The organism is Novacetimonas maltaceti, from assembly GCF_002906255.1.
GTDB classification, from domain to species: Bacteria; Pseudomonadota; Alphaproteobacteria; order Acetobacterales; family Acetobacteraceae; genus Novacetimonas; species Novacetimonas maltaceti.
In genome coordinates, this window is sequence record NZ_POTC01000001.1 from 73370 (window position 1) to 86728 (window position 13359).

Annotated in this window: 15 protein-coding genes and 1 tRNA gene; 6 read left to right on the forward strand and 10 right to left on the reverse strand. The window is 63.6% G+C overall.

What is annotated here, in order from left to right:
* The 6 genes from KMAL_RS00315 to KMAL_RS00340 are packed head-to-tail and all read right to left on the reverse strand — an operon-like array spanning position 1 to position 6246.
* Positions 1-798 (reverse strand): TatD family hydrolase, encoded by a 798-nt coding sequence (locus KMAL_RS00315; protein ID WP_110093775.1) that lies wholly within the window; start codon positions 796-798, stop codon positions 1-3.
* Positions 798-2336: a methionine--tRNA ligase gene (gene metG, locus KMAL_RS00320; RefSeq protein ID WP_110093776.1), complete on the reverse strand. Its 1539-nt coding sequence runs from the start codon at positions 2334-2336 to the stop codon at positions 798-800. The genes KMAL_RS00315 and metG overlap by 1 nt, the downstream gene beginning before the upstream one ends.
* On the reverse strand, positions 2333-3301 hold the full coding sequence (locus KMAL_RS00325) for a DNA polymerase III subunit delta' (RefSeq protein WP_110093777.1): 969 nt from the start codon (positions 3299-3301) through the stop codon (positions 2333-2335). The genes metG and KMAL_RS00325 overlap by 4 nt, the downstream gene beginning before the upstream one ends.
* Positions 3298-3948: a dTMP kinase gene (gene tmk, locus KMAL_RS00330; protein ID WP_110093778.1), complete on the reverse strand. Its 651-nt coding sequence runs from the start codon at positions 3946-3948 to the stop codon at positions 3298-3300. The genes KMAL_RS00325 and tmk overlap by 4 nt, the downstream gene beginning before the upstream one ends.
* 4 nt (positions 3949-3952) lie before the next feature.
* Positions 3953-5233, reverse strand: coding sequence for a D-alanyl-D-alanine carboxypeptidase family protein (locus KMAL_RS00335; RefSeq protein WP_110093779.1), 1281 nt, complete (start codon positions 5231-5233; stop codon positions 3953-3955).
* A 23-nt stretch (positions 5234-5256) separates the two neighbouring features.
* Entirely contained in the window at positions 5257-6246 is a 990-nt protein-coding gene (locus tag KMAL_RS00340) for a lytic murein transglycosylase (RefSeq protein ID WP_110093780.1), read from the reverse strand.
* Between the two features lie 356 nt (positions 6247-6602).
* On the opposite strand from KMAL_RS00340, the gene KMAL_RS00345 reads away from it, so the two are divergent.
* Positions 6603-7178 (forward strand): DedA family protein, encoded by a 576-nt coding sequence (locus KMAL_RS00345; RefSeq protein ID WP_110093781.1) that lies wholly within the window; start codon positions 6603-6605, stop codon positions 7176-7178.
* Positions 7175-8266: an ATP-grasp domain-containing protein gene (locus KMAL_RS00350; protein WP_110093782.1), complete on the forward strand. Its 1092-nt coding sequence runs from the start codon at positions 7175-7177 to the stop codon at positions 8264-8266. The genes KMAL_RS00345 and KMAL_RS00350 overlap by 4 nt, the downstream gene beginning before the upstream one ends.
* Positions 8267-8308: 42 nt before the next feature.
* On the opposite strand, the gene KMAL_RS00355 is transcribed toward KMAL_RS00350, so the two are convergent.
* A complete protein-coding gene (locus KMAL_RS00355) occupies positions 8309-8773 on the reverse strand; it encodes an MlaD family protein (protein ID WP_110093783.1) in 465 nt (154 codons plus the stop codon).
* 93 nt (positions 8774-8866) lie between these two features.
* Between KMAL_RS00355 and KMAL_RS00360 the strand changes: the two genes are divergently transcribed.
* Positions 8867-9709: an undecaprenyl-diphosphate phosphatase gene (locus tag KMAL_RS00360; protein ID WP_110093784.1), complete on the forward strand. Its 843-nt coding sequence runs from the start codon at positions 8867-8869 to the stop codon at positions 9707-9709.
* Between the two features lie 9 nt (positions 9710-9718).
* A complete protein-coding gene (locus KMAL_RS00365; protein WP_239019863.1) occupies positions 9719-10483 on the forward strand; it encodes a GDSL-type esterase/lipase family protein in 765 nt (254 codons plus the stop codon).
* Here the strand turns inward: KMAL_RS00365 and KMAL_RS00370 are convergent.
* Positions 10474-11700 carry a mechanosensitive ion channel family protein gene (locus tag KMAL_RS00370; RefSeq protein ID WP_110093785.1) on the reverse strand — a complete coding sequence of 409 codons (1227 nt, stop codon included), beginning with the start codon at positions 11698-11700 and terminating at the stop codon, positions 10474-10476. The genes KMAL_RS00365 and KMAL_RS00370 overlap by 10 nt on opposite strands.
* Before the next feature lie 166 nt (positions 11701-11866).
* On the opposite strand from KMAL_RS00370, the gene KMAL_RS00375 reads away from it, so the two are divergent.
* A tRNA-Met gene (locus KMAL_RS00375) sits at positions 11867-11941 on the forward strand.
* Between the two features lie 6 nt (positions 11942-11947).
* On the opposite strand, the gene KMAL_RS16830 is transcribed toward KMAL_RS00375, so the two are convergent.
* Positions 11948-12163 carry a hypothetical protein gene (locus tag KMAL_RS16830; RefSeq protein ID WP_146044125.1) on the reverse strand — a complete coding sequence of 72 codons (216 nt, stop codon included), beginning with the start codon at positions 12161-12163 and terminating at the stop codon, positions 11948-11950.
* An 82-nt stretch (positions 12164-12245) separates the two neighbouring features.
* The gene (locus KMAL_RS00380) at positions 12246-12479 is read right to left on the reverse strand and encodes a hypothetical protein (protein WP_239019864.1); all 234 of its coding nucleotides are present in this window, start codon (positions 12477-12479) and stop codon (positions 12246-12248) included.
* Positions 12480-12783: 304 nt separating this feature from the next.
* Here KMAL_RS00380 and KMAL_RS00385 point away from each other — a divergent pair, with 304 nt between their 5' ends.
* Entirely contained in the window at positions 12784-13341 is a 558-nt protein-coding gene (locus tag KMAL_RS00385) for a hypothetical protein (protein WP_110093787.1), read from the forward strand.
* Positions 13342-13359: the final 18 nt, after the last annotated feature.

The following is a 13359-nucleotide window of genomic DNA, read 5'->3' on the forward strand; positions in this document are numbered from 1 at the left end:
TCAGGCCGCCTTGCTGAACAGGCGATGGAAATTGGCGGTCGTCAGCGCCGCGAACGCATCATCCTCCATCCCCCGCAATTCGGCCACGGCATGTGCCGTGTGGGCGACATAGCCCGGTTCGTTGCGCTTGCCCCGCTTTGGCACGGGGGCAAGGAACGGTGCATCCGTCTCCACCAGCAACCGTTCGGCCGGGACCTCCGTCGCGACGGCGCGCACCGACTCCGCACGCCCGAAGGTCGCGATGCCGGAGAAGCTGATATACCCGCCCAGTTCGACCGCCGCGCGCGCCAGTTCCGGGCCGGAGGAGAAGCAGTGCACCAGGAACGGGAACGCGCCCCTTTCCTCATGCTCGTGGCGCAGGATCGACATCATGTCCTGATCCGCATCACGGGTGTGGATCACCAGCGGCAGGCCCGTCTGCCGCGCCGCGTCGATATGGGCGCGGAAACTTTCCTGCTGGCGGGGGCGGATTTCAGGCTTGCCGTGGAAATAGTCCAGGCCGCTTTCACCAATCCCGATCACGCATGCCTCGTGCGTCTGGGCGATGATGTCGCGGGCCGTCGGCACGGGCGTTTCATCGACATGGTCGGGATGGGTGCCCACCGTGCACCAGACGCGCACGTTATCGGAATCAAGGCCCGCAAGGCGTTTCTGCTCGGCTGCGCGTGACAGGCGCGTGCCGATCGTGACAAGCCCGCTGACCCCTGCCGCGCGGGCGCGCGACAGAAGGTCCGGCAACTCCTCGTCCGAAAAATGGTCGAGGTGACAGTGGGAGTCCGTAAGTCCGGTGCGTGCCATCACTGCGCTTCCGGTTCGACAAAGCGGGGGAAGACACCCTTGGGCGCGGGCAGCGCACGGCCTGCCGGCAGGGGCGTATCAAGGGCGGCGAAGGTGCGCTCCGCCTCTTCCACGCCCAACTGGGTCAGCATGGCGTCCATGCTGCCGGGCATGTAGGGCTGCAGGACGGTGGCGATGGTCCGCAGGACATCGGCCAGCACGCGCAGGACATCGGCCATCCGCTGCGGGTCGGTCTTTTTCAGCGCCCATGGGGCCTGATGGTCGATATAGGCGTTGCTGGCGCGGATCACCTTCCACACTTCCTCCAGCGCATCCGTCAGCGCCTGCCGGTCGATCTGCCCGTGCATGATGTCCGGCAGCAGGCTGGCCTGCGCCAGCAGCGCCGTATCCTCTGCCGTGGGGGTGCCGCGTTCGGGCAGCACGCCGCCACAGTTGCGCGCGATCTGCGACAGGGTGCGCTGCGCAAGGTTGCCGAGGTCGTTGGCAAGCTCGACATTCATGCGCGTGATGATGGCCCTGCGGTTGATGTCGCTGTCTCCGCCAAAGGGCATTTCGCGCATCAGGAAGAAGCGGACCGGGTCAAGGCCGAATTCCGCAACCAGGTCACGCGGGTCCAGCACGTTGCCCAGCGACTTGCTCATCTTCTGCCCCGCGATGGTCCACCACCCGTGGGAGAACACGCGCTCAGGCAGGGGCAGTCCCGCCCCCATCAGCAGCGCAGGCCAGTAGATGGCATGGAAGCGCAGGATGTCCTTGCCCACCAGATGCAGGTTCGGCGGCCAGAAATCCCATCGTGGCGCGTCCCCGTCGGGATATCCAACGGCGGACAGGTAATTGGCCAGCGCATCGACCCAGACATACATCACATGCTTCGGGTCGCCCGGCACGGGAATGCCCCAGTTGAAGCTGGTCCGGCTGATGGACAGGTCACGCAGGCCGCCACGCACGAAGCTGATGACCTCGTTACGGCGGCTGGAGGGTTCCACGAAGCCCGGATGGGTTTCATACAGTTCCAGCAGCCTGTCCTGGAACTTCGACAGGCTGAAGAAGTAGGACGGCTCCTTCACCCATTCCACCGGCGCGCCGGTCGGTGCCGTGCGCGTGCCGTCAGGGCCGGTGACAAGCTCTTCTTCCTGATAGAAACATTCGTCGCGCAGCGCGTACCATCCTTCGTACGCGCCAAGGTAGATATGGCCGTTTTCCTTCAGCTTCTTCCACAGTGCGGAGGCACCCGCCGCATGGCGGGGTTCCGTCGTGCGGATGAAGTCATCATAGGAGATGGCCATCCTGTCATACATGTCGCGGAAGTCCGCTGCGACACGGTTGGCCAGTTCGATCGGGGCCACGCCTGCCGCCTGCGCCGCCTGCTCCACCTTCTGCCCATGTTCGTCGGTGCCGGTCAGGAAGAAGACGTCAAACCCCGCCAGCCGCTTGAAGCGCGCGATCACGTCCGCCGCGACGGAGGTGTAGGCGTGTCCGATATGGGGCGCCCCATTCACATAATAGATCGGTGTCGTGACGTAATAGCGCCGTGTCATATTGCATTCACCCGCGCAAGCGCCGAAAGGAGCGCCTGCTGCTTATCCAGATTGAAATTTTCGGTCTCCGCACGCAGCCGGACCAGATCCTGCCACGCGCCCGCCATGCGTTCGGGGCGCGTATCGCGTGGCTGCCCTTCGTGCGACGGCGCGCCAAGGAGTTCGCGTGTCCCTGTCGATATGGCATCGCATAACAGATCGAAAAAGACCGAAAAGCCATTTTCCGATTCCAGGATGCTGCCCGCGATACGGTAGGCCTCCGTGCCACGGGCCGCGCCGCGCATCACCTGCTCCACCAGCGCGGAGAGTTTTGTCGCATCCTTCTGCAGCAGCGACAACGCACGCCCTGCCGAACCGTGCGCCAGGGCGATGACATTGTCGATATCTTCCGCGCCGTACCCGTCCGCCACGATGTCCATCAGGACCGCGCGGACCTCGCGCGGCGACAGGGGGGCAAGGTCCAGCGTGCGGCAGCGGCTGCGGATGGTCGGCAGCAGGCGGCCCGGCGCCGCGCAGGTCAGGATCAGGATCGCGCCGGTGGGCGGTTCCTCGAGTATTTTCAGGATGGCGTTCGCGGCCGTGCGGTTCATGTATTCCGCGCCATCGACAATCACGACCCGCCATCCGCCCTCGGCGGCGGTGCGGCGCAGGAAGGCGCCGATCGGGCGGACGTCATCACCGACGATTTCGCGCCGGGGCCGCCGCGTCTTCTCATCCACGCCGCGCCCGACCACCAGCAGGTCGGCATGCGTCCCGGCGGTGATGCGGCGGCCGACGGGGCTGTCATGATCCTGCGCGTTGAGCAGGGCGCGCGCCATCATGAAGGCCATCGTCGTCTTGCCGATCCCCTCCACCCCGGTCAGCAGCCAGGCGTGATGCAGGCGGCCCGAACGCATCACCGATATGAACTGCTGCCATGCCGCCTCATGCCCGTGCAGGCGTGTCCGTTCGCGTGGGGTGGTCATGCGCCCCCCTGCGGCATCGGCAGGCGTGCGGCAACATGCCCCGCGATGGCCCGTGCAACGGTATCGGGCGGCAGGGTCGCGTCGATCGTGATGCACCGGCCCGGTTCGCGCCGGGCGATGGTGGCGAAACCTTCGGCCACGCGCGCATGGAACGCCTCGGTCGCGGCTTCATAGCGGTCGGGACGGTTGCCGCGCGCGTGCAGGCGTTCGCGTGCAACGGCGCGGGGCACGTCAAGGATGAAAGTCAGGTCGGGTATCACGCCCGTCTGCTGGCGAAGCGAGGCGATGAGGGAGAGGATCGCCTCATTGCCCTCCCCCCTGCCATATCCCTGATAGGCTTCGGTGGAATCGGTGAAGCGGTCGGAAATGACGATCTTCCCGCCCTCCAGCGCCGGGCGGATCAGGTGATCGACATGGTCGTAGCGCGCGCTGAAATGCATCAGCGTCTCGGCGCGCAGCGACAGGTCCTGCTTCCCGAACAGCAGGAAATCCCGCACGGCCTCGGCCCCCGGCGTGCCGCCGGGTTCACGTGTCATGACAGTCCGCCCCGGCGGCACGACTGTGGCCAGATGCTGTTGCAGCAGGCGGACCTGTGTCGATTTCCCGGCGCCTTCGCCCCCTTCGAACGTAATGAACATGCCCGCCATGGGTTCAGTGATGCCCCAGTTTCTGTCCCAGCACGGCGGATGCCCGGCCAAACAGGCCCAGGCGCGCCACATCGGCGCCGGCAACCAGCGGTACGGTGATGTCAGCCAGTCCGGTGTTGGAAATCACAAGCTGCCCCAGTTGCTGTCCCGCCACGACCGGCGCGGGCACCGGGCTTTTGTAATCCAGCACGATATGCACGCGGTTCTGCCATCCGTGCGGCAGCGTCAGCAGCACGTCGCGGGTGACCACCAGCGGCACGGTCGGGGCATGGCCCAGCCAGACCGGCGCGTTGTCGATGACCGCGCCGTTATGCGTCAGCGTGGCATTCTCGAAATTGACGAATCCCCATTCCAGAAGCCTTTCCCCCTCGAACGCGCGGGCGTTGCTGGATGGAAGGCCATTGATGGCCATGACGATCCGGTTCCCGTTGCGCTCCGAACTGGCGCACAGGCCATAGCCGCCCGCGTCGGTGTGTCCGGTCTTCAGCCCGTCGGCAATACCCTTGACCACCAGTGCATTGCGGTTTTCCTGAGAAATCTTGTTGTAGCGGAATCCCTTTTCCGCAAAGAAATGGTAATATTCGGGGAAATCGTGGATCAGGTGCATGGCGATGGTGGTCACGTCGCGCGCGGACATGTAATGCCCGTCGGCGGGCCATCCCGTCGCGTTCATGAAGTGCGAGTTGGCCATCCCCAACTGCGCCGCCTGCGCGTTCATCAGGGAGACGAACTGGGATTCCGAACCGGCGACGCCTTCGGCAAGGACAATGCACGCGTCGTTGCCCGACTGGATCACCATCCCCTGGATCAGGTCGGAAACCAGCACCTCGCCCTGCAGGGGGACAAACATCTTCGACCCCTGCATCCGCCACGCCTTTTCACTGACCGGCAGGGCCTGGTCGAGTTTGAGCCGTCCCGCGCGCAGCATCCCGAAGACGACATAGGCCGTCATCATCTTTGTCAGTGAGGAAGGCGGCATGCGTTCATCGGCCGCCTTTTCCAGCAGTACCGCGCCGGTGGTGTAATCCACGATGCAGGCCCAGCGCGCCGGCGTATCGACCGGCCCGATCAGGCTGTTGGCGGGGGATGCGGATATGGCGGCCGTATCCGCGCCCGCATTTTCGGCGGGGGCCGCGGCCGGTGCGGGGCGATGCCTGCGTGCCGCAAGTGCCGGCGCGGCAGGCAGCAGTGCAAGCGCGCTGGCCGCGCCCGACAGGATCGTGCGACGTGTGGGATGGCGGCCCGGCAATGTGCTGCCCGGTACCGCAGTCCGAAGCCTGTCCATGCGAAGCGGTGCGTGTCCTGATGTCATGTAATCTCGTTACCCAGAAGCCCTACGGCCAGTGCATAGAAATCCGACGGGTTGTAGCGGCGGATTGCGTTAAAATTACGATAGACCATGAAGGATTCCCCCCCCACCCCATCGGGGCGCAGGACCGCGCCACGCATGTCCGTGCGGGGGAACATGCTGCCGTCGGCCTGGCGCACCCCGGCGTCCATCCATTCCTGCAGCGTTCTGGTCTGCGTACGGCCAAGCATGGCCTGCGGCAACGTATCGGGCACCGTGACCTGCTGTCCCCACGGTTCGTCGCTGACCCATCCCGACTGCGAAAGGTAGCTGGCGATGGAGCCGAAGACATCGGCCGTGGAATGCCAGATGTCGCGTCGCCCGTCGCCATCCATGTCCACGGCATAGCGCAGGTACGCGCTGGGCATGAACTGCGGCTGCCCCATTGCGCCCGCGTAACTGCCGATCATCTGTTCGGGCGCGATATCCCCCATCCCGAGGATGTGCAGCGCCTTCATGAGTTCGTCGTGAAAGAATTTGGCCCGCCGCCCGTCATAGGCCAGCGTGCACAGCGCATCGATGACGCCAAACGTGCCCATATGCGCGCCATACCCGGATTCCAGCCCCCATATGCCCGCAATGGCCGCCTGTGCCACGTTGTAGCGTGTCAGCGCCTGGTCCAGCAGCGCGCGCTGCGCCATGACGGCCGCACGGCCATCGGCGATCTTGCGCGCGGTGATGACGCGCTGGCGGTACTGCGTCCATGTCAGGTGGAACTCCGGCTGGGCGCGATCCAGCCTGATCACCTGCGGGTTGGGGACGGACAGGTTCAGCGCCCTTTGCACAATCCCGGCGTCGATCCCCTGCCGAATCGCATCGGCGCGTATGCCCGCGACGAACGTGGCGTAATCCTGCGTCCGTCCGTGGGCGCTGCGTGGACGCAGCGCGGATGTGATGGCCCCGGTGGACAGGGCGGCGGCGGACAGCAGGAATGCGCGACGTACAAGCATTGTGATGCTCTGCCACGGAGGCGGGGTGGTTTCAATCCTCGACGCCCCATTCGGGGCCGTTTGTGCCGTGCGCTGTGGCCGGATGACACAATCGGACAACAACTTCGGGTTTGTCCGTATCGTCGAAGCATGCAACAAGGTCGCCACGGCGCGGTTATGCGCAGGGGCCGCTGTCGTAGGGGCCGCGCAATCGCCGCACGGGTGCCATTGCCGTCCCCTCCGGTTGTGGACCGCGGCAGGCCATGGCGTTTTCGTGGCGTGCACGGCCCGCATCGATCATGAGTTGAAAGAGGCTTGTCAGTTATTGGTCACACTCCCCCCCCTTTTCCTGTCATGTGTGCGTTAGCGGGCCGGAGATGTCCTTATCCCTGACTTCCATCCTTGCCGCGGCAGGGGCCTCCCCCCTGCTGCAGGGACTGGCCATCATCGTGGGCACGTTCATCCTTGAGGACGCCGCGACGATCGTGACCGCCATGCAGGTGCAGACGGGGCATGTGGACCTGCCGGTGGCGCTGGTGGCGCTGTATATCGGCATCGTGGTGGGGGATATCGGGCTTTACGGGCTTGGCTACCTTGCCGCGTGCTGGCCGCCTGCGCGCCGGTGGGTCACGCTGCCGAACGTGGAGCATGAAGGCCACTGGTTCGACCGCAATGTCTTTCGCATCGTCTTCATCAGCAGGTTCATCCCCGGCGCGCGCCTGCCGCTTTATACCGCCTGCGGTTTTTTCCGTGCGCGTCTTGGCCTGTTCAGTGTCGCCGCCGTGCTGGCGACACTGATCTGGACGACGCTGCTGTTTGCCGTTTCCCTGCGTGTGGGACAGTTCCTGATTTCCCACCTGGGGACCTGGAAATGGCTGGGGCTGGCGGGATTCATCGTGACCATCTTCCTCATCAGCCGTACCATTGCCCGATTGCAAGGCCAATCCCGATGACCGACATGTCCACCCTCTCCGCTCCCGCCCGCCCTGCGAAGGCGCCTTCCCCCCTCTCCATGTTCGAATTCTGGCCGGGATGGATCTTCTATACCCCGGTGGTGATGTACTGGATCCTCATGGGGCTTCGCTATCGCGACGTCAGCCTGCCCACGGCCGCCAACCCGCGTATCGAGACGGGCGGCCTGTGCGGGGAGAGCAAGAGTTCGATCCTCGACATGGCCGGGGAGACCGCGCGCCGCTGGATCGCGCCCTATACGATGGTGGAGACGGGACGCAACGACACGGCCCGCGCCCTGCAGGCGATGGAGCATGCGGGCCTGTCCTTTCCCGTGGTGCTGAAGCCCGACATCGGCTGCAACGGCACCGGGGTCAAGCTGGTGGCGGATGCCGCGGGACTGACGCAGGCGCTGGCCGCGTTCCCGCGCCGCGTGTCCCTGATGCTCCAGCGCCTCATTCCCTATTCATACGAGGCCGGGATTTTCTACATCCGCCATCCTGATGAGGCGCACGGGCGCATCACTTCCATGACCTACAAGGAAGTGCCGGTGCTGGTCGGTGACGGGCGTTCCACGGTGGAGGAACTGCTGCATGCGGACCCGCGCACGCGACTGGTGCCGCAGATCTATGTCCCGCGCCTGCGTGCGCGCCTGGCGGAAGTGCCTGCCGCCGGAGAGGCGCTGCCCCTCGTCTTCACCGGCAATCATTGCAAGGGTGCGATCTTCCATAACTGCACGGCCGATGTGACGCCCGAACTCGAGGCGCGGATCGACGCGATCATGCACGATATTCCCGATTTCCATTTCGGGCGCATCGACGTGAAGGCCGAATCCGCCGCCTCGCTGCTGCGCGGCGAGAGGTTCGAGATCATCGAGATCAATGGCGTAGGATCCGAAGCGACCCATATCTGGGATTCGCGCACGACCCTGCGTGAAGCCTATGCCGCGCAGTTCATGCATTACCGGGAGACATTCCGCATCGGTGCGAAAAAGCGCAGTGCGGGATGGAAGCCCAGTGGCGCGATGACCATGCTCCGCTCGTGGCTGCGCCAGCGCAGGCTGCTGTCTTCCTATCCCATGAACGACTGAATGGTGCCCCTGCCGAACTGAGCGGGCGGGTTCCTGCGTGGGTTACGAAGGGTCGGTCGGCAACCCGCCATTGCCGAAGATGTAATTGCTGACCTGCTGTTCCAGGCTGACCGGTTCATGGGTATCGGTGATGACGGCATTGGGCGCCAGCGTCGTCACGCTGTTGCCTGCGCGCACCATCAGCGCCATGTCAGCCGTCAGTGACGGGCTGCCGATGGAAAGGCTTGTATCCGCCGGAAGGCTGACGGCACGATCCACCGTAAATCCCACATTCGCCATATAGGTGGTGGGATCCAGCGTGATGGAGGTGACGCGCCCGACCGAGACGCCCCCCATCTCGACATCAGCGCCCACCTTGAGCCCGTTTGCGGAAATGAAGCGCGCCATGAGCGGGCGACCCGCCCTGTCCGGCCCCATCTGCGATGCGCGGGCATAGGCGCAGAACCCCGCAGCCACCAGCAGCACCAGGCCGCTGGAAATGATCGCGCCGCTTCTTTCCCTTGCCATGACGGTCCTTTGCCCATTTATGTATCGCGGCGATGGCACCGACCATCGCACCCAGACGTTGTACCAGTCTAATTCGCCACGGATATCCCGACAATGACACTCCTGCAGGCAATCATCATTGCAATCATCCAGGGGGCGACCGAACTGTTCCCTGTCAGCAGCCTTGGGCACGCGGCCATCGTGCCTGCACTCCTGCACTGGTCGCTGGACCTGCATGGGGACATGTTCCTGCCGTTCCTGGTCATGCTGCACCTGGGAACCGCCACGGCGCTACTGCTGTTTTTCTGGGGGGACTGGCGCGCCCTGCTGTCGGGGGCGTCAGGGCGCGATGGCGTGCAGCGGCAGATCGAAAGCGTGCGCATCTTCATCCTGCTCGGTGTCGCGACCGTCCCGGCGGTGATCGTCGGGGGCCTGTTCGAACACATGATCCGTCACCTGTTCGGCACCGCGCGCTATGCCGCGATCTTCCTGACGCTGAATGGCGCGATGCTGCTGCTGACGGAACGCATCAAGGGACGCGGGACGGAAAATGTCCTGAACCGTCCCATCGCGTCGCTGGGCATGGGGGAAGCCGTCGTGATCGGCCTGTGCCAGTGCCTTGCATTCTTTCCCGGCATCTCGCGTTCCGGGGCCTGTATCGTTGGCGGCCTGCTCAGCCGGCTGTCGCATGAGAATGCAGCACGGTTTTCGTTCCTCATGGCGCAGCCGGTCATCCTGATGGCCACGGTCAAGGAAGCGTTCGAGATGCGGCATGTCACGCTGGAACCCGGACAACTGGAGACAGCCAGCATCGCGGCGGTCGTGGCCGCCATTGTCGCGCTGTTCAGCACGGCCATCCTGATGCGGTATTTCCATGACCATGAAAAATGGGCGTTGCAGCCTTTCGGCTATTACTGCATCGCCATGGGGGTATTTTCCTTCATTTACCTGGGCTGAGGACGTTTCGTGCCGGGACTGCAGGACCATGACGTCAATCCGGCCATCCATGCCATACCGCGCATGGATGTCCCGTGGTGGCGGGAGCGTTTCTTGTGCAAGCAGCGTCAGGTGCGGCGCGACATCATCGACCTGGTCTGGTTCGGGGATTCCATCACCCATAACTGGGAACGTCACGGGCCACCGGCATGGCAGGATTTCGCCCCGGTATGGCAGGCATATTACGGCGACCGCCGGGCGCTCAACCTCGGTTTCCGGGGGGATGACACACGGAACCTCCTGTGGCGCCTGACGCATGGCGAACTGGAATTCCGTCATGCTCCACGCGTTTTCATCGTGATGATCGGGGTCAACAACCTCGGGCACCTTCGGCAGTGCGCCGGTCAGGCTGCGGGTGGCATCCGCCGTATTGTCGAACGCATACACCGCGCGTTTCCCGGCAGCACCGTTCTTCTGCCGGGTGTCCTGCCATCGCTGCGCTCCGCATGGGTGACATCGCAGACATCTGTGCTGAACCGGATGTTGCGTGCCTTTGCGGCCACGCGGGGACAATGGCTGCATTACGTCGACCTTGCCGGCTGCCTGCAAACGGATGGCAGGGTTGACGCAAACCTGTTCATGGATCCGCTGCTGTCACCGCCGGGCCTGCCGTTGCATCCGCTCGCCATGGCGCAGGCATGTATGGCGCAGCGTCTGGAGCCGCTCATATGCAGGGCGCTGGGCGATCATCCGCACCATTATTTCCCGTCCCGTCCGGCCGCTGCCTACTGGTAGGCGCCCTGACCCTGTCCCCGTGTGCCGGGCGCGGAACCGCCCTGCCCCGGACCGTGATAGGCACCCGGTGGCGGCCGGTCGATCGGAGGCGAGAGCATCATGCCTTCGTGCATGCCGCCCTGCCCGGTGGCCGAGGCGACATAGGCCAGACGTTCGCGCGGCAGGGCCTCGGGGCATTCATCGCGCAGGAAAGCAATGATCTGCTCGCGTATTTCGCAGCGCAGATCCCAGCTCTGCATCGCTGAGCGCGCACTTGCGATGACGCGCACGGTCATGACCTGCGCGGTGCAGTCTGCGACCTGTACGTCAAAGACCTTGCCGTCCCACAAGGGGGCCGCATGCACGATTTCACGCAGGCGTTCGCGGATACGGTCCATGGGCGCATGGAAATCCACATACAGGAACACCACCCCGATCAGGGCGGCGGAATTATGGGTCCAGTTCTGGAACGTGTTTTCAAGGAAGTATGAAATCGGCACGATATGCCGCCGCCAGTCCCATACCCGCAGCACGACATAGGTGGAGGTGATTTCCTCCACCCAGGCCCAGTCGCCGTTGATGATGATCAGGTCCTCCATGCGGATGGGCTGTGTCATGGCGATCTGCATGCCCGCGAACAGGTTGGTCAGCAAAGGGCGTGCGGCCAGACCCACCACAAGCGAGGCCGCCCCTGCCGAGGCGAACAGGCTCAGCCCGTACTGGCGCACGGGTTCGAACGTCATGAGCGAGGCGCCAACCGTAAGGAACCCGATCAGCAGGTCGGCCGTCCGGCGCAGCATCCGCACCTGCGTCATGTGCGTGCGCAGCAGGATGTCGTCCTTGTCATTCTTGTCATTGATCCGCGCGAGATAGGCTTCGGACAGGATGCGCGTCGCGACGACCGCCGCGTATCCCAGCATCAGCACGAACAGCACCAGCAGCGTGTGTGTCGTGGCCTGGATCATTTCATAGGGCAGGCCGGATGCCGGCAGCGCCGTGCCGACAAACAGCACGACCAGCATGATGCGCACCGGGCGCTGCATGGCCATTGTGAAGGTACGGATGAACGCGCCGCGTTTCTGTCCCGGGATTCGCAGGACAAGCTTTGTGAAGAAACGGCTGAACAGTTCCGCCATCAGTCCGGCGGCGCAGAGCATAAGGATGGAGGAGACGGGTCCAGGCAGCCACCCGAAAAGATTTTTTAGGTCAGTAAGTACGGTAATGAATTCGTTTTTCACGAATGAATCTCAGCTTCTCTCTTATATATTCGGGGGTATGCCACGCATATCGCGCACGCAGCGGCAATGCGACCCTGAGGCCTGAATTCTTTTGCAGGAGAATCATGGCGATAACGGGTTGACTTCTCCCTTCGGTGGGGATATTCCGCACACATCCTAACGCGATGGCGGCGTAGCTCAGCGGTAGAGCAGGGGAATCATAATCCCTTGGTCGGCGGTTCAAATCCGTCCGCCGCTACCATCTGCGTTAGGATTGATTCCAAGTATTCGGCGACACTACGCGGCCTTCCATGGTCGGTTTATGCTGGGCATTGGTATCTTCCCTTTCCTTGTCATTTTCCATCAGGTGCGTGACCCTCCCGCTTTGCAACGGCATTGATGGCCTGTGCCCCCTGCCCTGCCGCTTGTGGCTGACGGAAGCTGTTTCCCGATATTGGACCAAATCAGCAATTTTTTCCATCATGGCACAAAAGCGCACCTGAAGTTGCTTCAGGCGCGCTGAAAAAACGGGTGCGGGTCCGATGCTCTTTTCGCTCGTCGGGCGTTCAGGAAAGGCTGCTCCGGTCCGTCGTCGCCATCGCATGCGACGCCAGGAAGCGGAACTGCGCCTGTTCTTCGGGGTAGGCGGGAATACCCTGCAGGGCGTGGGCCATCTTTCTGTGGTTCCGGAAACGGCCCCGCCGTTCCCATGGACGATCGGGATGCTGCTGGTTCCATATGCTGATCGCCAGCAGTTCAATCTCCGGGTTGGTCGTTCCCTGATCAGACTTCGTCGTCATATCCACCTCCCTGTGCATGCGCGGTGTTGGGGCGTTGGAACTTTCACAAGGTATCTGTGATATTGCATCGCAGCCTGCCTTCAACGCATCATGCTTGTGTGGGTTCGACCTTCATGTTTTCGTGTCTGCCGGTGTCTGCCGGTGTCTGCCGGTGTCTGCCGGTGTGTGGCGGGGCTGTGGAAGGAAGAGGCCGGGCGCATGGATATTGACTGGTTGCGAAACGGCAGCAAAATCAGCGCGGTTGTCATCAACCACCATCATGCAGCAACCTTTTTGACGAGATGGGGCGAAGGAGCCCTCTGCCATGTCCTCTTTCTCTTTGTGCAAGATGTTTCTGGCGACCGCATGCAGCCTGCTGGTGACATGGGAGATGGCCAGCGTATCCCCTGCCGCAGCGCAGGAGGCGGCACGTCATGGCCCCACGGCGGAACAGAAGGCCGAACTGGAACGTGCGGTGCATGACGCGGTGAAGCATGACATGCAGACCGTGGCGCAGTATCCCCTGCCCAAGGATTTTTTCGCCCGCATACTGCCGCTGATGCAGCAGATCGAGCAGGCGCATCTTTCTCCCCCCACCAGTACCCCCAACACGACGCTGGCGATGACCATCCGGCGCACCGAAGGCATGCAGCAGCTTCAGCCGATCCTCCAGCGTTACGGCATGACGGCGCGTGATTTTGTCATGGGGATCACATGTTTCGGCATGACCGAAGCGGTCATGCAGGATCATTCCAAGGCGCACGGGGATCTGCCGCGCCTCAATCCGGCCAATATCAGCCTGATCAAGGAACATGATGGGCAGGCCCAGGAACTGATCCAGATGATGAGTGCCGAGGATGAGGAGGAAGAAAGCGCCCTCTGATCGCGGTGCAGGGCCATT